The following is a 20183-nucleotide window of genomic DNA, read 5'->3' as shown; positions in this document are numbered from 1 at the left end:
ATATCGACATTTTTCCGCAATACTTGACATTTCACCGAAAAATTCAATCCTATATAACCCCAGAAGTTAACAGTATCTTAACTTCAGTCGTCTAGCGCTTCACCTACAAATATCTTGATAAATCTTTACTATATCATCACAATAAAATAACATAAATCATAAAATATTCACCTCATAATTGATACAACAATCAGCAACTAATAGAATTTGGCTCTTTATAAATATATTTTTATACTTTCTTTTACAGTAAAAAAGCTTATTCTAAGTGAATTAATATCCTTAGAATAAGCCATCTGCTTTCTACCCTTATTTATTATGCTAATCTTTATAAACGACCCCATCTATTATCTGCCTTGCAAGAGAGAACTTTTCTGGTAAGTTTGGCATCTTATCTTTTTCAAACCAATCAGCATATAATATCTCTTTCCCATCTACCTTTATATCACCGGAGGCATATTCTGCTATAAAACCTAGCATTAAAGAATTTGGAAAAGACCATGGTGCGCTATTATGGTATCTAACATTCTTTACCTTTATGCCCACTTCTTCTAATACTTCTCTTTTAACAGCACTTTCTAAATCTTCACCTGCTTCCACAAAGCCTGCAATTAAGCTATACATGTTATTTTTAAAATTACTATTATGTGCAAGTAAAATCTGTTCACCTTTCATAACAGCAACTATTATAGCTGGGCATATTACGGGATACATTACATGATTACACTTTGGACATACCTTCGCAATTTCATCTTCTTTAGTCACTGTATTTGCTCCACATTTCCCACAAAACTTATTAGTTCTGTTCCAGTGAAGTATTTGATTGGCTCTTCCTGCGGCAGAGAACAAACACTCATTTACTGTGTTAGCAAAATCTCTTAAGGACATTAATTCAAACCCCTCAGATAGCTTAATTTCAGAATGAGTTTCTGTGGCAAAACAGCTAACTTCCCCAATTTCTCCGATAAAAAACTGTTCTTCATATTTTATGTTTAATGACTTTAGTTCTTTTAATAAAGGTATTTTTATAGAATTTTGTTCTAGCTTAACTAATATATTCCCATCGAAGAAAACAATCATGAAATCCTCGTCTACACTTTTTTTAGTTACATCTGATAATATTTTAAAGTATTGTTCCATTTTCTAATCCTTTCTTTGATGCCTTAAAATTATGCTTATCACTAAATACTTACTTGCCTGATGCTTTTCTATATTTTAAATACTCCTTTAGTACATATATAGGAAAAGCTATCACCACAAGTTGAAAAATAACTGCGATTCTTTATCCTTTATATAATTATACTGCTTATAATTATGTATATCAATTTTTACAACGATATTATCCTTATTTGCACTTTCTCTATAAGCAACAAAAGGAGAGCATCAGCTCTCCTTATAACTCTAGCAAATCTATCTCTTTGATTTTGAAAACACATCAAAAGCAACTGCCATAAGTAATACAAATCCTTTTATAGTCATCTGCATGTCACTTCCAACACCCATTATAGACATACCATTATTTAATACGCCCATTACTAAAGCTCCTATTATCGCACCTATTACTGTACCTACTCCACCATAGGCAGAAGCTCCGCCTATAAAACAAGCTGCAATAGCATCAAGCTCAAAATTTGTTCCTGATTGAGGTGCTGCTGCATTAAGTCTCGAAGTAAAGGCTATACTAGCTACTGCACTTAATACTGCCATATTTACATAAGAGAAGAAAAGTACTCTATTGGTATTTATTCCTGAAAGCTTTGCTGCCTTTTCATTTCCTCCCATAGCATAAAGATATCTTCCTTGAATAGTATTGTTTGCAAAGAAAGAATATACGAATACTAATATGCCAACTATAACAAATATAACTGGAATCCCCTTATATTTTGCAAACCAATAAAATACCAAATTCGTAGCTAAAACCACTACGGCAATTTTGCCAATCAAGATATATAAAGAATTACTTTCATACTCATTCTTTTTACTTGTAGACCACTTCTTTACCTCTAAAAATATATAAACTATAGAAATTATTATTCCAGCTATAATTGCTGTTAGATTCAAAGCTGAAGCTCCTTTAAAGATGTCTGGTACATATCCTCCACTTAACTTTTGAAAACTTTCTGGAAATGGTGATAAAGTAAGACCTTTAAGCATTGTGATTGTAAGCCCTCTAAATATAAGCATGCCTGCAAGAGTTACAATAAATGCTGGTATTCTTACATAAGCTATCCAAAAGCCTTGCCATATTCCAATTATTAAGCCTGCTATTAGACAGAATACAATTGCCAACCATATATTCATTTTCATACTTACTATAAAGGTTCCAAGTAATGCGCCTATAAAAGCACACACAGATCCTACAGAAAGGTCTATATTTCCACCAGTTAAAATACACAGTGTCATACCAATGGCTAAGATGAATACATAGCTATTTTGAAGTATTAAATTTGCTACATTCATTGGAACAAGCAGTATCCCATTTGTTAAAATTTGAAATATGATTATAATAACTACCAATGCTATAAGCATTGCATATTGTCTTACATTACTCCTAAAGGTACTTTTGATTACATCTAATAAGCTATGCTTGATATTATCTCCAGATTTCTGAACTGTTTGCATTTATATAACCTCCCTATTACTATTCATTATGCATTTCATTATTGACTCCTGAGATGCATCTTTTTTATCTAGCTCTCCCACTATTTTTCCATCATTAATAACATAAATCCTATCACAAACACCTAGTATTTCAGGTAATTCAGAGGATATAAATATAACTGACTTTCCACTATCAGCCAAGTCATTTATAATCTTATATATCTCATACTTTGCTCCTATATCTATTCCTCTTGTTGGCTCATCTAAAATAAGGACATCAGGCTCAGTAAATATCCATTTACTAAGAACAACTTTTTGTTGATTCCCTCCTGAAAGATTTCCAACTTCTTGTAATATAGTTGGAGTTTTTATATTAAGCTTCTGCCTATATTCTTCAGCAATTTTTGTTTGCTTTGTTTTATCTATAACGAAATTCCTACTTATCTTAAATAAATTAGCTATAGTAATATTATTTTTTATATTATCTATTAGATTTAAACCTGCAGTCTTTCTATCTTCTGTAGTATACGCAATTCCATGTTCTATAGCCTGTCTGATGCTGTTAACAGTAATCTCTTTACCATCCTTAAATATTTTCCCTGTTATATGGGTACCATAAGCCTTTCCAAAAATACTCATAGCAAATTCAGTTCTTCCTGCTCCCATAAGGCCTGAAAGTCCAACAATTTCACCCTTTTTAACTTTTATATCCATATCCTTGATAACTTTTCTTTGCGGTATCAATGGATCATATACATTCCAATCTTTAACCTCAAAAACTACATCTCCAATATTAGGATTATGTTCTGGGAATCTGTGAGTGAGATCTCGCCCAACCATTCCTTTTATTATTCTATCCTCACTGATGTCACCATCATTTTCTAAAGTTTCTATAGTAGCTCCATCTCTTATTACTGTTACCCTGTCAGCTACCTTTACAACCTCATTGAGTTTATGGGAAATAAGTATTGATGAAATACCTTCTTTCTGTAATTCTAATATTAAGTTTAATAGATGATCTGAATCTTCTTCATTTAAAGCAGCAGTAGGCTCATCTAATATTAAAAGCTTAACATTCTTAGCTAATGCCTTTGCTATTTCTACCAATTGCTGTTTTCCTACACCTATATCTATAATCTTTGTATTAGGATTTTCATTAAGTCCTATCCTATTTAGCATTTCTGCAGCTTTATCCTTTGTTAACCGCCAATTTATAAAATTATTTTTTGCTCTTTCATTACCTAAAAATATGTTTTCAGCTATTGATAGATATGGTATTAATGCTAGTTCTTGATGAATTATTACTATCCCCTTCTTCTCACTATCCTTTATATTAGTGAATCTGCATTCCTGTCCTTCATATATTATGTCTCCTGTATAAGTTCCATAGGGATATATTCCACTTAGGACATTCATTAAGGTAGATTTACCAGCCCCATTTTCACCTATAAGAGCATGCACTTCTCCTTTTCTTACATTTATATTTACATTATTTAAAGCTTTAACCCCTGGAAAGAGTTTTGTTATATCTTTCATTTGAAGAATATAATCCTCCATCTTTTTCCCTCCCATATATAGATGTACCACTTCTTAACAAAATTTATATTTTTAAATTCTCTCACCAGAAACCGTAAGAGTTTTAAAAATTGATTTCGGTTAGAACCGGTACATCTTTAGATACTTTTCTTTCTGCTGTCATAATATGTTTATAAAGCCGAGCACCTTAGCTTTGTGCTCGGCTAAACTTATTGCTTATATTTTGCTATTTCAAATCAGCTTCCTTATAGTATCCGCTATCTATAAGTATTGTTTTATAGTTTGAGGCATCAGCATAAACTGGATCGCATAGGAATGATGGTACAACCTTGCTTCCATTGTTATAAGTCTTTGTATCATTTACTGCAGCTTCTTTACCTTGTACTAAACTATCAACCATCTCAACTACTTTTGAAGCAAGAGTTCTAGTATCCTTGAATATTGACATAGATTGTTGCTTATTTATCATAGCTATTACATTTGGCTTATCGCAGTCTTGACCTGTTAATACTGGATATACCTTATCACTAGTTCCATAACCAGCATTTTTTAGAGATGCAACTATACCAATTGCTAAACTGTCATTTGGAGAAAGTACTACATCAAGTTTTTTGTCTTTTGCATAGTTAGCTGTAATTAAGTTATCCATTCTTGCTTGAGCCTTAGCTGAATCCCAGCCTTGAATTGCAATTTTAGTAAAATCTTTTTGTCCACTTGCAACAACTAACTTTCCATTATCAATATAAGGTTGTAATATGCTCATAGCACCATTAAAGAAGAAAGTAGCGTTATTATCATCAGGTGAACCACCAAATAGTTCTATATTAAATGGACCTTTTCCATCCTTTAAGCCTAGTTGCTTTTCTATATATTGTCCTTGAATTACTCCAACCTTGAAATTATCGAAAGTTGCATAGTAGTCAACATTAGGTGTCTTCATTATCAATCTGTCATAAGCTACTACCTTTACATTATTATCTGCTGCTTTCTTAAGAACATCTGTCATTGCTGATCCGTCTATTGCAGCTACAACTAAAACCTTACAGCCTTTAGTTATCATATTTTCCACTTGTTGAGTCTGAGTATTTACGTCATTGTTAGCATATTGAAGCTCTACCTTGTATCCTTTTGATTCTAGCGCTGATTTCATGTTGGCTCCATCTTGATTCCATCTTTGAAGTGATTGAGTAGGCATCGCTACTCCAATTAACTGTTTAGTAGCTGTGGATGCACCTGCATCTGTAGCTTTTGTCCCCGAATTACCACAACCAGCTAAGGTTGCCATTAAGCCTAAAGCTAAAAGAGTAGTAAGTACTTTTTTCATTTATTATTCCCCCTGAAGTTTATTTTGACCACAGACTCATTATAGTTTTTGAATACGTTTAACTAAAGGTTTTTACTTGCTTTTCACTGGTAAACTCTTGCGGAGATTTTTAGTGCAAAAAAATACCCATATGGTAGTATTATTTTAAATACACTACTATATGGGTTCATGTTTTATTTTCTAAATTCTGTAGGACTTCGCCCTTCATACTTTTTAAATACTTTGCTAAAATAATTTGGATCATTATAACCAACGGAGAAGCAAATCTCTTTTATGCTTATAGAATTATCCATAAGAAGCTCCTTAGCTTTCTTAATCCTAAGAATGTTTATATAGTCAGAAAAATTATAGCCTATAATCTCCTTAAAGGTTCTGCTAAAGTAATAACAACTTAGATTGAATTTCGCCGCAACAGTATCAAGATCTAGTTCCTCCACCATATTTTCAACTATATACTTCTCTATATCTTTAAAAAGTACTGATTTGCTGCTATCTATATTGTGATTACTTTCATTAACATTGTCTTTTATGTTGTCTATATGAATAATATTATTATCACATTTTTTTTCAAGTGAAATAATCGCTTCTTTATATGATGTATGCATAGCTGATAGACCGTTATAGCACCTTCCTATCCCTACATTTATTGATATATCAAATATTCGTTGTACATCTTTTCTTATATCTACAGCCAACTTTACTATAGTAATCTTTTTATCTTCATCACAATTATCTACTGGAGCCTCTATAAAATACACTAATTCCTTAATAGATTTATATGTTCCTATTGCCCTATACTTTAAGTTTATATATCCTTTTATATATTCTCCTATCTTGCTTTTAGCTTGATTATTTAAAACCTCTGTATTGTTACCTTCAAGTTCTATTACCATTGAACATGTATTTTCAAAGGTTAAATTCAAGTAATCCTTATACATCTGTTCATCAATAGCTTCAAAGGTATTATTAAGTATATAGTAACTCAATTCATTCTCCATAACTGAAATTAAATTATTGAGCTTTTCAGCATTTTCTATTTCGCTTTTCCTTTTAGCTTTTTCTTTATCTACACATGCTACTGCTTTTCTGATTTTTTCTATCAGCTCTAATCTTCCGAAAGGTTTTAGTATATACTCTTTCACATTATTTTTCACAGCCTCTACCGCAAAGTCGAAATAATCGTATGCTGTCAGTATAATAAAGTAAGTATTAGGTAGCGATCTCTTTATCTCTTCAATAGCCACTAACCCATTTATACCAGGCATTTTTATATCAGTAATAACAATATCTGGTCTAGCCTGTTCTGATATCTCGATAGCCTCTCTTCCATTACGAGCCTCGAGCACCTCCAATTTGTCACCAAACTCCCAGCTTAGGATACTTATAATAGATTCTCTTTCATACTTTTCATCATCAGCAATAAGAAGTCTTACCATGTTTACATCAACACCTTTTTAGGAATTTTTAAATAGATTTTTGTTCCAATCCCCTTTTTACTTTCTATGGAGAATAAGTTTTTCTCATCATATAGTAACTCTAATCTATTAATTGTGCTCCTTATGCCCATTCCAGTAGTATGTCCAATATGCTCACTCGAATTGTCTTCTGAGCTTATTCTATTAAGAGTTTCTTCATCAATTCCGCAGCCACTATCTTCAATAAGCACAATTGTATAACTTCCTTCTTCATATATAGTTATCCCTATATTTCCGCCATCTTCCTTTGGTTCTATACCATGTATAAAAGCATTTTCTACGAAAGGTTGAAGAGTCATTCCTGGGACCTTTACTTTTGTTAAATCCACTTTTAAATCCAATATAAAAGTAACTCTCTCATCATAGCGAACCTTTTGTATGAATATATATTGCTTTACTACATCAATTTCTTCCTTCAGTGTCGCATTTCGCTCCATCATAGTTAAGCTATATCTTAAAATTCCAGATACAGATTTAATAAGTTCTTCTGTTGTAGAAGCATTTTCTTTTATTGCTGTTTGATTTATGCAATTTAGAGTATTAAATAAGAAATGGGGATTTATTTGAGATTGAAGTACCTTTAGTTGACTTAACTTTAGTGCATTCTCGTATTTTAAAATAGTAATTTCATCATCTATTACTTTTCTTTCAAGTTCAGCATTTCTCCTAAGAGAATTTATATATACTTTTATATTCTTAATCATGCTGTTGAAAGCCTCAGATAATAAATCTAATTCATATATATCAGTCTTATCTCCTCCAACCATCTCAAAATCTCCATTGGAAACCTTCTTTGATGCCTTTACCAATTGCTTTAGTTTTGAGCTTATATTTCTAATAAAGAATAGTGTTGATAATATGCTTATTAATAGTGCCGCTGTAATATATAGCATTATAATCTTATTTATAATACGTTCTTTAACTTCATAGCTTTTATATAAATTATCATTGTAACTAATATAGCTATCCGTTAAATTAGTAATATAAATATTGCAATAAGTCTGAATTTCCTTAGTAGAAACATAATGATCATAATAAGTATCAATAGGACCTCGATTGTCATAAAGCTCTATAGTCTTCTCTCCTTCAGCTCTATAGCTATACAGAGTATTTATTAGATCTCTTAAAAGATATTGGCTTTCAACATCAGAAATCTCTTTAAGGGAATTTACCTTACTTAATGCTTCGCCTAAATCTTTTCTATAGTTACTTCTACATTGAGTAGTATTTGTTTGTATATATTTATTAAAATTATCAGATGCATCATTAAGCAGATTTTTTATTTCGTTTATATTATTCAATTTACTTAGCATAATAGTATAATTTTCATTTATTTTTCTATTGATAAATACAGCTGTAATATTACTTGTAGCTAATGGAATGATGATAATGAGAGCAAAAATAATGAATTTTCTTTTTAAACTATTTTTCATCCTCTACTCTCCCTGCTTTTTCTTATATTCATTTATATTATTTCTATCAACAACTTGTACACCTGTTAAGTTTATTTTATCTACTTTCTTACCTTGAGATATATCCATTATCATATTTACTGCATTGTATCCCATAAGATATGGTTTTTGCACAATAGTGGACGAAATTACACCTGATTCTATAAGCTGCAACGTATCAGGCAAATCATCGAAAGCAACAATCTTAACCTTGCCTACAAGACCAAGGCTTGACACTGCCTTAGCTGCCCCAACTCCATCAAGGGCTGAAGTACAAAATAGAGCCTTTATATTATAGTTTTTAGTCAATATTTTCTTAGCTGCAAGTTCTGCTTCAAGTAGATATGAATCAGAAGATTCAACACTAACTATAGCTATCTTTGAATTGTTACTTATATAATCTTTAAAACCCTGTACCCTTTCCTTTTGATTAGTTACGTCTTTACCACCTATGACTATACCAATATTTCCTTCGGTTCCAATTTGCCTTATCATCTCCTTGGCACCTTCAGTTCCTGCACCAATATTATCAGTACCGACGTATGCTAAACGTTTACTTTGTTCAGCATCTGAATCTATGGTAATAAGAGGTATTCCATTGTCAACAACATTATTAATTACTGAGTTATATTTACTTTCCTCCTGCACATATGTAATTATCCCACTAACTTTAGCTGCATAGGCCATATTAATAAGCTTAAGCCCTTCATCAACATTGGCATAGTCAGGTCCCTCAACCTTAACAACAGCATTTCTCTCTTTAGCTGCTTTTTCTGCCCCAGCTTTTATATATTGCCAATACGGATTTGACTTCACATGGCAAATAAGTACTATCTCTGGTTTTATTTGCTCTTTAATATTAGCAGGTTCTTTAAAAATTCCGAAAAGAATAAAAGTGAAAATTGCAAAAATTAAAATTATTGCTATATATCTGAGATTATAAAGATTCTTCATCTCTTTCCCCCTTAATGACAACTCCTAATGTAAACCTCACTTGTTTAATATACATGCTAATTATATAATATATTACAAAATATGTATATTATATTTATAACTTCTTATTAAAATATTACCAGTAATTATTTGCTGTAGTTTTTTGTTGCTCTATAATATTGTTCTTACCATTATATATAGAAATTGAATTTATAAAAGAGAGAGATTATTTTCAAAATATTCTGATTTTATGTTTTTTAATGTTGTTTTTTGTAGTAAAATAAGAACATAATATTTGAGGGAGATGATATAATGAACATTAGAAATCTATTAAAACCTAATCCTATCACCCTAAAAGTAAACGATGACATAGATAAAGCTTTAAAACTTATGGATGAGTTTGATTTGAACGGTATGCCAGTGGTAGATGATAACGAAATTTTAGTTGGAATGGTTGTTAAGGCAGATATATATAGATTCATGGTAACCCCAGGACACTATGAAGATTGTCCTGTTGATTGGGTTATGTCTAAATCAATAATTTTAGCGCAAGCTAATGAAGATATTATTGTTGTTGCAAAACGTTTAAGAAAAAACAATATTATTTCTATGCCTGTGGTGGAGAATGAAAAGCTAGTAGGAATTATAAGTATTGAAGATTTATTAGATTATTATATTGGATTAGAATAAAGGATTCCTATATCGAAACTTAAGTTATACTTGTTCGATAATCCCGGCTTTTGGGGATTTTCGGGCATGTATAAATTAATAGTTGAGCTAGGAACTCTATATTCCTTATGTGTAACTCCATACTAACATAGTTAGTAAAAACTTACTTATTAAGTTTTTATCATCTATATTATCAGTATATAAACTTTTATTAACATTTTCTTCACCATTTAATATCTTTTCTTCTTCCTCTGTTAATGCTATGAGCCTTTGATAGATATCTTATCTCATTTCATTATAGCATGTTTATATTTATACGTTCCAGTTTCGCTATAACTAGGCTTTGAACATCTTTATTTCGCAAAAATACCACTTCACAAAATTATGAAGTGGTATTCCTATATTATACTAAAGTTGTATATCCTTCTAAGAACTTATCTACTTCTCTTGCACAAGCTCTTCCTTCATTTATAGCCCATACTACAAGACTTTGTCCTCTTCTAACATCTCCACAAGCAAAAACCTTGGATATATTAGTTTGGAATTTTCCATACTGAGCATTTACATTTGTTCTTGCATCAGTTTCTACCTCAAAGCTGTCAGTTACATACTTTTCAGCTCCTACAAACCCCATTGCAAGTAATACCATATCTGCTTTCCATGTCTTTTCACTACCTTCAACTTCCTTTGGAACAAAAGCACCATTTTCGTTCTTTTCCCAGTTTACATTAACTGTCTTTACTGCAGTAAGGTTGCCTTCGTCATCACCTATAAATTCCTTTACTGTGATTAAAAATTCTCTCGGATCTTTACCTTTTAAATCGATAAATTCCTCTTGACCGTAGTCAACCTTATGAATTCTTGGGTATTGAGGCCATGGATTAGCTTCTGTTCTTTCATCTGGCTGTTTTCCCATGATTTCAAATTGAACTAAGGAATTACAGTTATGTCTTAAGCTTGTAGCAACACAGTCAGTTCCAGTATCGCCTCCACCTATTACAATAACATCCTTTCCTTCTGCAGATATATAATTCTTATCCTCTAAGTTTGAATCTAAAAGACTCTTAGTTGTAGCTTTAAGAAAATCTACTGCGTAATGTACTCCCTTAAGTTCTCTTCCCTTTGCTTTTAAGTCTCTAGGATTTGATGAACCACAAGCTAAAACAACAGAATCATATTTTTCTAGAAGCTCCTTTGAATCAACATTAACTCCTACATTTGCGTTGGTTACAAAGTTTACGCCTTCTTCTTTCATGATATTTACTCTTCTATCAATAACAGTTTTATCAAGCTTCATGTTAGGAATACCATACATCAAAAGTCCACCGACACGGTCATTTCTTTCATAAACTGTAACATTATATCCTCTTTTATTAAGTTGATCCGCGCAAGCAAGTCCAGAAGGTCCAGATCCTATTATTGCTACATTTTTATCTATTCTTACCTTAGGAGGATTAGGCTTAATCAAACCTTCCTCAAAAGCTCTCTCTATAATAGCGCGTTCATTTTCTTTTATAGATATTGCTGGTCCATTAATTCCTGCAGTACATGCTGATTCACAAGGTGCTGGACAGACTCTTCCTGTAAACTCTGGAAAGTTATTAGTCTTTAGAAGTCTTTCAATGGCCTTCTTCCAGTTACCTTTATATATTAAATCGTTCCATTCAGGTATAAGATTATTAACTGGGCATCCTGATACCATTCCGTTTATCATTATTCCTGATTGACAGAAAGGTATACCACAGTCCATACATCTAGCACCTTGAACTTGTTGTTCCTCTTTGGAAAGAGGAGTCACAAACTCGTTATAATCTTTTAATCTTTCCTTTGGTTTTTTCTTAGCCGCAACTTTCCTATCATATTCTAAAAAACCTGTTGGCTTTCCCATAATACTCCTCCTCTTTCCTACTTTCTTACTCCCTTTATTACATCAAAGGCCATTCTTTCTGCATCTTCTTTTGAAGCTCCCGAAGCTACATACTCTTTAATTAATGTAGTTATATTCTTATAATCCTTAGGCATTACCTTAATAAAGCCTCTTTTATATTCTTCAAAGTTTGAAGCTATCTTCTTTGCTTCAGCTGAACCAGTACACCTTTCATGCTCTTCTAAAAGTGAAAGCAAATCTTTTTCATCTGATGAATCTAATTCTTCAATATAAACCATGCTTTCATTTATATTTTTCCTCTTTGTTCCTTCAGAATCAAGAATATAAACAACTCCACCTGACATACCAGCTGCAAAGTTTCTTCCTACTGGACCAAGTATAACAACTGTTCCACCAGTCATGTATTCACAACCATGATCACCAACACCTTCAACTACTGCTGTAGCTCCTGAGTTTCTAACACCGAATCTCTCTCCTGCAACCCCTCTTATGAAGGCTTTACCACTTGTAGCTCCATATAAAGCTACATTACCAACTAATATATTTTTTGTTGGATCAAGTGTTACAGTATCTGGCTCGTATACTATGATCTTACCACCAGAAAGTCCTTTTCCAATATAGTCATTAGCATCACCTTCAAGCTCCAATGTAAGTCCATTAGGTATAAAGGCTCCAAAACTTTGTCCTCCTGCACCCTTTGTCTTAACCCAAATAGTGTCTTCAGGTAGTCCTTTTTCTCCATGTCTCTTAGTTATTTCACTTCCTAAGATTGTACCGAATACTCTATCAGTGTTACCAACATTTACTTCAAGCTTAACATTTGACTTTCCTTCAAGAGCATCTAGAGCGTTTGGTACTAATACCTTTGAATCCAAAACATTATATAGTTTATGGTCATAGCTTGCTTGATATTTATAGATTCTATCGTGTGGAATTTCTGGATTGAATAGCAGTCTTGATAGATCTACTTTCTTAGCCTTCCATCCACCAATAGATCTTTGTACTAACTTGTCAGTACGTCCAATCATTTCGTCTATTGTTCTAAAGCCAAGTCTCGCCATGTATTCTCTTAGTTCTTGTGCTATAAAGTGCATAAAGTTTATAACATGCTCTGGCTTTCCTTTAAATCTCTTTCTTAACTCTTCATTCTGAGTTGCTATACCAACAGGACAAGTATCAAGATTACATACTCTCATCATCACACAACCCATAACTACTAGCGGTGCTGTAGCAAATCCAAACTCCTCTGCACCTAGAAGTGCTGCAATAGCTACATCTTTTCCTGACATAAGCTTTCCATCAGTTTCTATTACTACTCTTTCTCTTAGGCCATTTAGGATTAGAGTTTGGTGAACTTCAGCAAGGCCTAGTTCCCAAGGTAAACCTGCATGTTTTATTGAAGTTCTAGGAGACGCTCCTGTTCCTCCATCATATCCACTGATTAGTATTACGTCTGCTCCACCCTTTGCAACACCTGCTGCAACTGTACCAACTCCAGCTTCAGAAACTAGTTTTACACTTACTCTAGCTTTTGAGTTTACATTCTTAAGATCATATATAAGCTCTGCCAAATCTTCTATAGAGTATATATCATGATGTGGTGGTGGTGAGATAAGACCAACTCCAGTAGTTGAGTGTCTAGCCTTAGCTACCCATGGATAAACCTTAGTAGCTGGAAGCTGTCCACCTTCTCCTGGTTTAGCTCCTTGTGCCATTTTTATCTGTATTTCTTTTGCATCAACAAGGTACTCGGAAGTAACTCCAAATCTACCTGAAGCTATTTGTTTTATTGCAGAAGATCTTAAATCTCCATTTTCATCAACAACAAATCTTTCTCTTTCTTCTCCACCTTCACCAGTATTAGATCTTCCACCAATTCTGTTCATTGCTATAGCTAGACATTCATGTGCTTCCTTACTTATTGAACCGTAGGACATAGCTCCTGTCTTAAATCTCTTAACTATTGACTCAACTGATTCAACTTCATCTATTGAGATACTTTCGTTACCTAAATTTAAATCTAATAAACTTCTTAGGGTTAGATTGTTCTTTTCATTGCTGACTAAAGAAGTATATTCTTTAAACTCATCATAATTACCAGTCTTACATGCATTTTGAAGCTTGTGAATTGTAAGCGGGTTATATAAATGTTCTTCTTTACTACTTCTAAATTTATGAGCACCTTCCGAATCGAGCGTAAAGTCTATAAGTCTAGCATCAAAGCCTTGTGTGTGCCTTATTACAGCCTCTTTCTCAATATCAAGAAGATCAATTCCTTCTATTCTAGATGGTGTCAATGCAAAATACTTGTCTACTACTGACTTTGATATTCCAATAGCTTCGAAAATTTGAGCTCCATTGTAAGATTGAATTGTTGAAATACCCATCTTTGATATTACTTTTACAATACCTTTTAAAGCACCTTTGTTGTAGTTATAAACAGCCTTATCATAAGTCAAATCTACAGTTCCTTCTTCAACTAAAGCTTTTATTGACTCATAAGCCATGTAAGGGTTTATTGCATTAGCACCAAAACCTAAAAGTAATGCAAAGTGGTGAATCTCTCTTGGTTCTCCTGATTCTAAAACTATACTTACTCTGGTTCTCTTTGCTTCATCAACCAGATGGTGGTGTAAAGCTGAAACTGCAAGTAATGCAGGAATTGGAACATTATTCTCATCAACAGTTTTATCTGAAAGAACTATAATTGAAGTTTCATTTTCTATGGCTTCATCAGCTTTTCTTAATATAGCCTCTAAAGCCTTTTCAAGATTTCCTTCTTCGCTCTTATTAAATACTGTTGGTATAATTACATTTTTAAAGCCTTTATTTCCGATGGCTAATACCTTATTAAAATCTTTATTTGATAGGATAGGATTGTCTAACTTCACTCTTCTACAGTTATCCTCACCTTCAGAAAGTATATTTGACTCTGCGCCTAGATACACTCTCACAGAAGTTACTATTTCTTCTCTTATTGCATCTATAGGAGGATTAGTAACTTGAGCAAATAATTGTTTAAAATAGTTATATAATAGCTGTGGTCTATCACTTAAAACTGCTAGAGGTGTATCAACTCCCATAGACGCTAGTGGATCATCTGCATTTACACACATAGGAGTTATTGTAGCTGTAACATCTTCATAAGTGTATCCAAAAGCCTTTTGTAATCTAACTAATTTTGCTTCTTCTAGTTTCTCTTCAGATACAGTAACTTCTGGTATTTCTCTAAGCTTCAACAAATTTTCCTCAACCCAAGTTCCATATGGTTTTAAAGTAGAATAATTTTTCTTTAAATCATTGTCATCTATAAGCTCACCATTAACTGTATCAACAAGAAGCATTCTACCTGGAGTAAGCCTTCCTTTATACTTTACGTTTTCACTTTCAACATTCATAACTCCAACTTCGGAAGATAGTATTAAATAATCATCCTTTGTTACATAATATCTTGAAGGTCTAAGACCATTTCTATCTAAAGTAGCACCTAAAATATCTCCATCAGTAAATGCTATAGCTGCTGGTCCATCCCAAGGTTCCATCATGGTTGAATTGTATTCATAGAAGGATCTCTTATCTTTATCCATTTCATTATTCTTGCTCCAAGGTTCTGGAATAAGCATCATCATTATGTGCGGAAGAGTTCTTCCATTCATATATAGAAACTCTATTGTGTTGTCAAGCATTGAGGAATCTGAACCATTTTTATTTATTACTGGAAGAACCTTATTAAGCTCATCTCCAAATATATCTGATTTGAATTCTGATTCTCTTGCATTCATCCAATTTACATTACCTCTAATAGTATTTATCTCTCCATTATGGATGATATATCTATTAGGGTGAGCTCTCTCCCAGCTTGGGAAAGTGTTTGTACTAAATCTTGAATGAACAAGAGCTATAGCAGTATCCATAAATTTGCTTTGTAAATCTGGGTAAAACTTTTCAACTTGGACTGCTGTAAGCATTCCTTTGTAAACTAAAGTCTTGGAGGAAAGGCTAGCTATATATGCTTCAACTGCTTCTTTTTCAAATAGTCTTCTGATTACATAAAGTTCTCTTTCAAAAGCTTTTGAATCAAAGTTATCACCATTTGAAGCAACAAATCCCTGCATAATAAAAGGCATTGCTTCTCTAGATGCGTCTCCTAAGTCCTCTGGATTAACAGGAACTTCTCTCCATCCCAAAAAGCAATGCCCTTCATTAAGAACAATATTTTCAAAAAGCGCCTTTGCTTTTTCTCTCTTCTCTTTATTTTGTGATAAGAAGAACATTCCAACACCGTAGTGTCCTTCTTTAGGTAATTCAAATTCACAAACTCTTGTAAAGAAATTGTGTGACACCTGGATTAGTATTCCTGCTCCATCTCCTACATTAGGATCAGCACCAGCGCCACCTCTGTGCTCCAACTTAACAAGAATATCTAAAGCATCCTTTACGATAGCATGATTCTTTTTGCCTTTAATATGTGCTATAGCTCCAATACCACAGGCATCTTTTTCAAAACTCGGATCATACATCCCTTGCTCTTTCGGAAAGTTACAAAACATAGCCAGTCCCCCTTTAATATTACTTTTGCTATATTAGATAAAATTGCTACATTTACTAAATAAACAATTCTTAACTATATCATTTAAGCATTCTTATATTTCATAAATATATAATTTTTATTTCAATACAACATATCTCTAATTTTATTTTTTATTATGGTAAATTCACTATACCATATGATTCATTTAAAGAGCCAAAAAATTTTATATTGTGAAATAATAATATCACTAAAGTGTCAAAAAAATCAATATAATAATTAATTATTATGAAAAAACATTAAATTTATACAATAAAATCATAAGTAATCTTCACTTTTATTACAATATACGTAATTTGACTCAATTTGATACTAGAAACTGTAAATTGCAATTTTAAATACCATTACTTTCAAAAGTTACCCAATATGCATACTTCATTTATTGAAAATGACTTCTAAAGTTTTTCCAAGTTTAACTAGCGGATTTGAGAATATAAATTAACTCTAATCTATATATAGATATTTTATTATGATAAAATACTATACAAAGATACTTAATGAGGTGATATATTTGAATAAAATTCAATGTGAAAGTTGTAAAACCAAACTTTGTGCTAGCAAAGTTCCTATATTTGCATCACTTAACAGAGACCATTTATCTAAGGTTGTTTCTAAAATTAATCACCTTAGCTTTAATAAAGGTGAAGCGATTTGTGTTGAAGGAGATCCTTCTAGCTCTTTAGTAATTATAAATCAAGGTCAGGTTAAACTCACAAAGGTCACAAAAGAAGGAAAGGAACAGATAATACGGGTTCTAGCTCCAGGTGATTTTTTTGGAGAACTTAGCATATTTAATGAAAAAGATAAATATAATTTCTCTGCTTACGCTCTCTCTTCTGTAAAAATATGTTCATTAAGTAAAGAAGCAATGCACACTATACTTATAGAAAATCCTGAAATATCAGTAAAAATACTTACTGAAGTTTCTAAAAGACTTATGGAAGCTGAAAATCTTGCACAAAATCTTGCAACCAATGATGCTGATATAAGAGTTGCCAGTCTTATTTCTGAATTTGGAGAAAAATACGGACATAATACTGATTTAGGAATAGAAGTTAACTTACCTATGAATAGAGAAGATATGGCTAACTATATAGGGGTTACTCGCGAAACCATTAGCAGAAAACTCACTAAACTACAGGACTCTGGTGTAATTTCCTTGGTAGGAAATAAAACTTTAATTATTAAAGACTCTAGCAAATTAGAGGATTTCATGTAAAAAGTCTTATAATTTAATATTTTTATTTAAAGCTCCTGTTTTATTTACAGGAGCTTTAGTATTTTTATATTGATGATTTTTTTATTAGGTCATGTTAAAGAATACTTTTAAAGTTAAGTGGTTATACAGGAGATGCTATATGAGCGAGCAGCTAGAATTAAATGATTTTTTCAGATGGAATGGCGTTAAGAAAATGTACTGTTCGAACGTAGTGAGTTTACATTTTTAGCCATGGAATATGACAAAATCATATTAATTCTTTGCGTAAGCTCATTAAAGCATCGGATGTATAACCACTTAATTCCAACATAGTGATTTAACGCATATTTTTATTATTATTTAAAAATTTGATTTGAATCATATTTTTAAAATTCTAATACTCATATAATTAAGCCATAGCAAACGAAGAAAAAATTAATTTGATATAAAATTTAGGAGGCTTAATTATGATAAATAGAATGATGATTGCAGAAAACATATATAGCGTAAGCAAAGTGGATGATAGAGATGTTCCATTTCATAGACTTACATTAACAAAGGGAACAACCTATAACAGCTACTTACTAAATACAGAAAAGCCAACAATTATAGATACTGTAGATATAAGTTTTGGAAAAGAATTTGTAGATAACTTAAAAGAAACTGTAGATTTAATGAAGATACAATATATCGTTATAAACCATACTGAACCAGATCACTCTGGTGGACTTGGAAGTCTTGCAGCTCAAGCTAAGAATGCTACTATAGTTTGTACTGAAAAAGCAGTTGAAGAATTAAAAGAAATGTACAAGTTGCACAAAAGAAACTTCTTAGTAGTTAAAGATGGAGATAAATTAGATATAGGTGGCAAGACTTTATTATTCCTAGAAACACCATATCTTCATACTGAAGAAACTATGATAACTTACTGTGTTGAAGATAAGATATTATTCCCTTGTGACATATTCAGTACACATATTGCTAATACCGAAGTGTTTAATGATTTAGCTAAAGAAGATATATTTGAAGACTTTAAGGTTTACTATACATTAATCATGCACCCACATAGAAAGCATGTTCAATATATGATAAATAAGATTAAAGATCTTGATATTAAGATGATAGCTCCTTCCCATGGATATATATTAAGAAATGAACTAGAAAAATTTGTTGAGTTATACGCAGAACTAAGCAAGAATACTACAAGTAATAAGTCAGCAGCAGTAATATATTCCACTATGACAAGTAACACTAAAAAGCTTTCGCAAAGCATTGCTGATTTCCTTAATACTGAGGGAATAAATGCTGTAACCGTAGACGTAAATAAAACTCCTAAGGAAGAAGTATTAGATTATATAAATAGCTCTGATATAGTACTTTTCGGTAGTTCAACTAGATATGGTGATATGATAGGATCTTTAGAAGATGTATTAAAAGAATTAAAAGCTATGGACTTATCCAATAAAATAGTTGCAGCCTTTGGTTCTTACGGCTGGAGTGGTGAATCTATAGAAGTAATACAAGATTACTTGCTTGAGACAAATGCAAATGTATTAGAAACTTCTAAGGTAATAAAATCTACTGGTATGTCAGATGTAGCTTTCCCTATAAGAATAAGATTTGCTGCAAAAGAAGAATCTCTTCATGAAGTAGAAAGAGCTTGTGAATATATTGGAAGTCTTGCACTTAATGCAATATAACAATTTGGAGGTATATTATGATAAACAAAATAGATAAAAAAGATACTTTAGGTCAAATCGTTTCTAACTTTCCTTTAGCAAGTGAAATATTTAATAAATATAAGATAGATTATTGTTGTGGTGGACATGATAACTTAGAATCTGCTTTGATTGAAAAAAATCTGAATGTAGCTGGTATTTTAAAGGAACTTAATGAAGCTTACGAGGTATTTGTACAGTCTAATAATGAATATATTGATTGGAGAAAAGAATCACCAATCAATATCATAAATCATATAGTAAGAACTCACCATGCTTATACAAAAAAAGAATTACCTAATATCGATTTACTTATGATGAAAATCTTGAAGGCTCACTTTTCTCATCATCAAGAACTTTTATTAAAATTACACAAGCTATTCGGGCTTTTAAAAATAGAATTAGAAGAGCACCTAATAAAAGAAGAAGAAGTGCTATTTCCTTTAATAGAAAAGTATTCTAACGATAAATCTGATATTACTCTTGCGAAAGTATCTGAATTTATAAAAGAAACTGAGTCTGAACATGATGCTGCTGGCGACTTACTTAAGGAAATAAGAGAACTCACAAATGATTTCTCTGCCCCAAAAGATACTTGTACTACGTTCAGACTTGTATATGCTCAGATAGAAGCTCTTGAAAAGGATCTATTCACTCATATACATCTGGAGAACAGTGTATTATTTTCACTAGTTTCATCTGAAAAATAATAACTATAAAGATGTACTACTTTAATATGAAAATATAAATTTTATTATGAGATTATACATCCATAAATACAATTATCATTACTCTCTAAATTTAT

13 protein-coding genes are annotated in these 20183 nt (G+C 31.9%); 4 read left to right on the top strand and 9 right to left on the bottom strand.

The window, feature by feature from the left end; genetic code table 11:
* Positions 1-318 precede the first annotated feature (318 nt).
* The 7 genes from nudC to JHL18_RS14545 all read right to left on the bottom strand — a co-directional run bounded on the left by nudC (position 319) and on the right by JHL18_RS14545 (position 9338).
* A complete protein-coding gene (nudC, locus tag JHL18_RS14575) occupies positions 319-1137 on the bottom strand; it encodes an NAD(+) diphosphatase (RefSeq protein WP_200270446.1) in 819 nt (272 codons plus the stop codon).
* A gap of 270 nt (positions 1138-1407) precedes the next feature.
* Positions 1408-2619: a multiple monosaccharide ABC transporter permease gene (mmsB, locus tag JHL18_RS14570; RefSeq protein WP_200270445.1), complete on the bottom strand. Its 1212-nt coding sequence runs from the start codon at positions 2617-2619 to the stop codon at positions 1408-1410.
* Positions 2620-4155 carry a multiple monosaccharide ABC transporter ATP-binding protein gene (gene mmsA / locus JHL18_RS14565; protein WP_200270443.1) on the bottom strand — a complete coding sequence of 512 codons (1536 nt, stop codon included), beginning with the start codon at positions 4153-4155 and terminating at the stop codon, positions 2620-2622.
* A gap of 205 nt (positions 4156-4360) precedes the next feature.
* Positions 4361-5458, bottom strand: a complete 1098-nt coding sequence (gene chvE, locus JHL18_RS14560; protein WP_200270441.1) for a multiple monosaccharide ABC transporter substrate-binding protein — start codon at positions 5456-5458, stop codon at positions 4361-4363.
* A gap of 173 nt (positions 5459-5631) precedes the next feature.
* Complete coding sequence (locus JHL18_RS14555; RefSeq protein WP_200270439.1) at positions 5632-6894, bottom strand: response regulator; 1263 nt, start codon at positions 6892-6894, stop codon at positions 5632-5634.
* Positions 6895-6896: 2 nt separating this feature from the next.
* Complete coding sequence (locus tag JHL18_RS14550) at positions 6897-8366, bottom strand: sensor histidine kinase (protein ID WP_200270437.1); 1470 nt, start codon at positions 8364-8366, stop codon at positions 6897-6899.
* A 3-nt stretch (positions 8367-8369) separates the two neighbouring features.
* Positions 8370-9338, bottom strand: coding sequence for a sugar-binding protein (locus JHL18_RS14545; protein WP_200270435.1), 969 nt, complete (start codon positions 9336-9338; stop codon positions 8370-8372).
* 291 nt (positions 9339-9629) lie between these two features.
* Here JHL18_RS14545 and JHL18_RS14540 point away from each other — a divergent pair, with 291 nt between their 5' ends.
* Positions 9630-10007 (top strand): CBS domain-containing protein, encoded by a 378-nt coding sequence (locus JHL18_RS14540; protein WP_200270433.1) that lies wholly within the window; start codon positions 9630-9632, stop codon positions 10005-10007.
* A gap of 382 nt (positions 10008-10389) precedes the next feature.
* Here JHL18_RS14540 and JHL18_RS14535 read toward each other — a convergent pair whose 3' ends face one another.
* Positions 10390-11874, bottom strand: a complete 1485-nt coding sequence (locus JHL18_RS14535) for a glutamate synthase subunit beta (protein WP_200270431.1) — start codon at positions 11872-11874, stop codon at positions 10390-10392.
* A gap of 17 nt (positions 11875-11891) precedes the next feature.
* Positions 11892-16424 carry a glutamate synthase large subunit gene (gltB, locus tag JHL18_RS14530; protein ID WP_200270430.1) on the bottom strand — a complete coding sequence of 1511 codons (4533 nt, stop codon included), beginning with the start codon at positions 16422-16424 and terminating at the stop codon, positions 11892-11894.
* Positions 16425-16973: 549 nt separating this feature from the next.
* Here gltB and JHL18_RS14525 point away from each other — a divergent pair.
* The 3 genes from JHL18_RS14525 to ric all read left to right on the top strand — a co-directional run bounded on the left by JHL18_RS14525 (position 16974) and on the right by ric (position 20088).
* The gene (locus JHL18_RS14525) at positions 16974-17681 is read left to right on the top strand and encodes a Crp/Fnr family transcriptional regulator (protein WP_243277887.1); all 708 of its coding nucleotides are present in this window, start codon (positions 16974-16976) and stop codon (positions 17679-17681) included.
* Between the two features lie 446 nt (positions 17682-18127).
* Complete coding sequence (locus JHL18_RS14520; RefSeq protein WP_200270426.1) at positions 18128-19360, top strand: FprA family A-type flavoprotein; 1233 nt, start codon at positions 18128-18130, stop codon at positions 19358-19360.
* 17 nt (positions 19361-19377) lie between these two features.
* On the top strand, positions 19378-20088 hold the full coding sequence (gene ric / locus JHL18_RS14515) for an iron-sulfur cluster repair di-iron protein (RefSeq protein ID WP_200270424.1): 711 nt from the start codon (positions 19378-19380) through the stop codon (positions 20086-20088).
* The last annotated feature ends 95 nt before the right edge of the window (positions 20089-20183 follow it).

Origin of the sequence: Clostridium yunnanense (assembly GCF_016595795.1) — a bacterium.
Lineage (GTDB): Bacteria > Bacillota > Clostridia > Clostridiales > Clostridiaceae > Clostridium_AR > Clostridium_AR yunnanense.
The sequence above is the reverse complement of the archived record's forward strand: the minus strand, read 5'-3'. Positions and strand labels throughout refer to the sequence as shown.

Bases quoted from the DNA above. Each gene is read 5' to 3' on its own strand.
- nudC (WP_200270446.1), bottom strand. From the start codon at position 1,137: ATGGAACAATACTTTAAAATATTATCAGATGTAACTAAAAAAAGTGTA.
- mmsB (WP_200270445.1), bottom strand. From the start codon at position 2,619: ATGCAAACAGTTCAGAAATCTGGAGATAATATCAAGCATAGCTTATTA.
- mmsA (WP_200270443.1), bottom strand. From the start codon at position 4,155: ATGGAGGATTATATTCTTCAAATGAAAGATATAACAAAACTCTTTCCA.
- chvE (WP_200270441.1), bottom strand. From the start codon at position 5,458: ATGAAAAAAGTACTTACTACTCTTTTAGCTTTAGGCTTAATGGCAACC.
- JHL18_RS14555 (WP_200270439.1), bottom strand. From the start codon at position 6,894: ATGGTAAGACTTCTTATTGCTGATGATGAAAAGTATGAAAGAGAATCT.
- JHL18_RS14550 (WP_200270437.1), bottom strand. From the start codon at position 8,366: ATGAAAAATAGTTTAAAAAGAAAATTCATTATTTTTGCTCTCATTATC.
- JHL18_RS14545 (WP_200270435.1), bottom strand. From the start codon at position 9,338: ATGAAGAATCTTTATAATCTCAGATATATAGCAATAATTTTAATTTTT.
- JHL18_RS14540 (WP_200270433.1), top strand. From the start codon at position 9,630: ATGAACATTAGAAATCTATTAAAACCTAATCCTATCACCCTAAAAGTA.
- JHL18_RS14535 (WP_200270431.1), bottom strand. From the start codon at position 11,874: ATGGGAAAGCCAACAGGTTTTTTAGAATATGATAGGAAAGTTGCGGCT.
- gltB (WP_200270430.1), bottom strand. From the start codon at position 16,424: ATGTTTTGTAACTTTCCGAAAGAGCAAGGGATGTATGATCCGAGTTTT.
- JHL18_RS14520 (WP_200270426.1), top strand. From the start codon at position 18,128: ATGATAAATAGAATGATGATTGCAGAAAACATATATAGCGTAAGCAAA.
- ric (WP_200270424.1), top strand. From the start codon at position 19,378: ATGATAAACAAAATAGATAAAAAAGATACTTTAGGTCAAATCGTTTCT.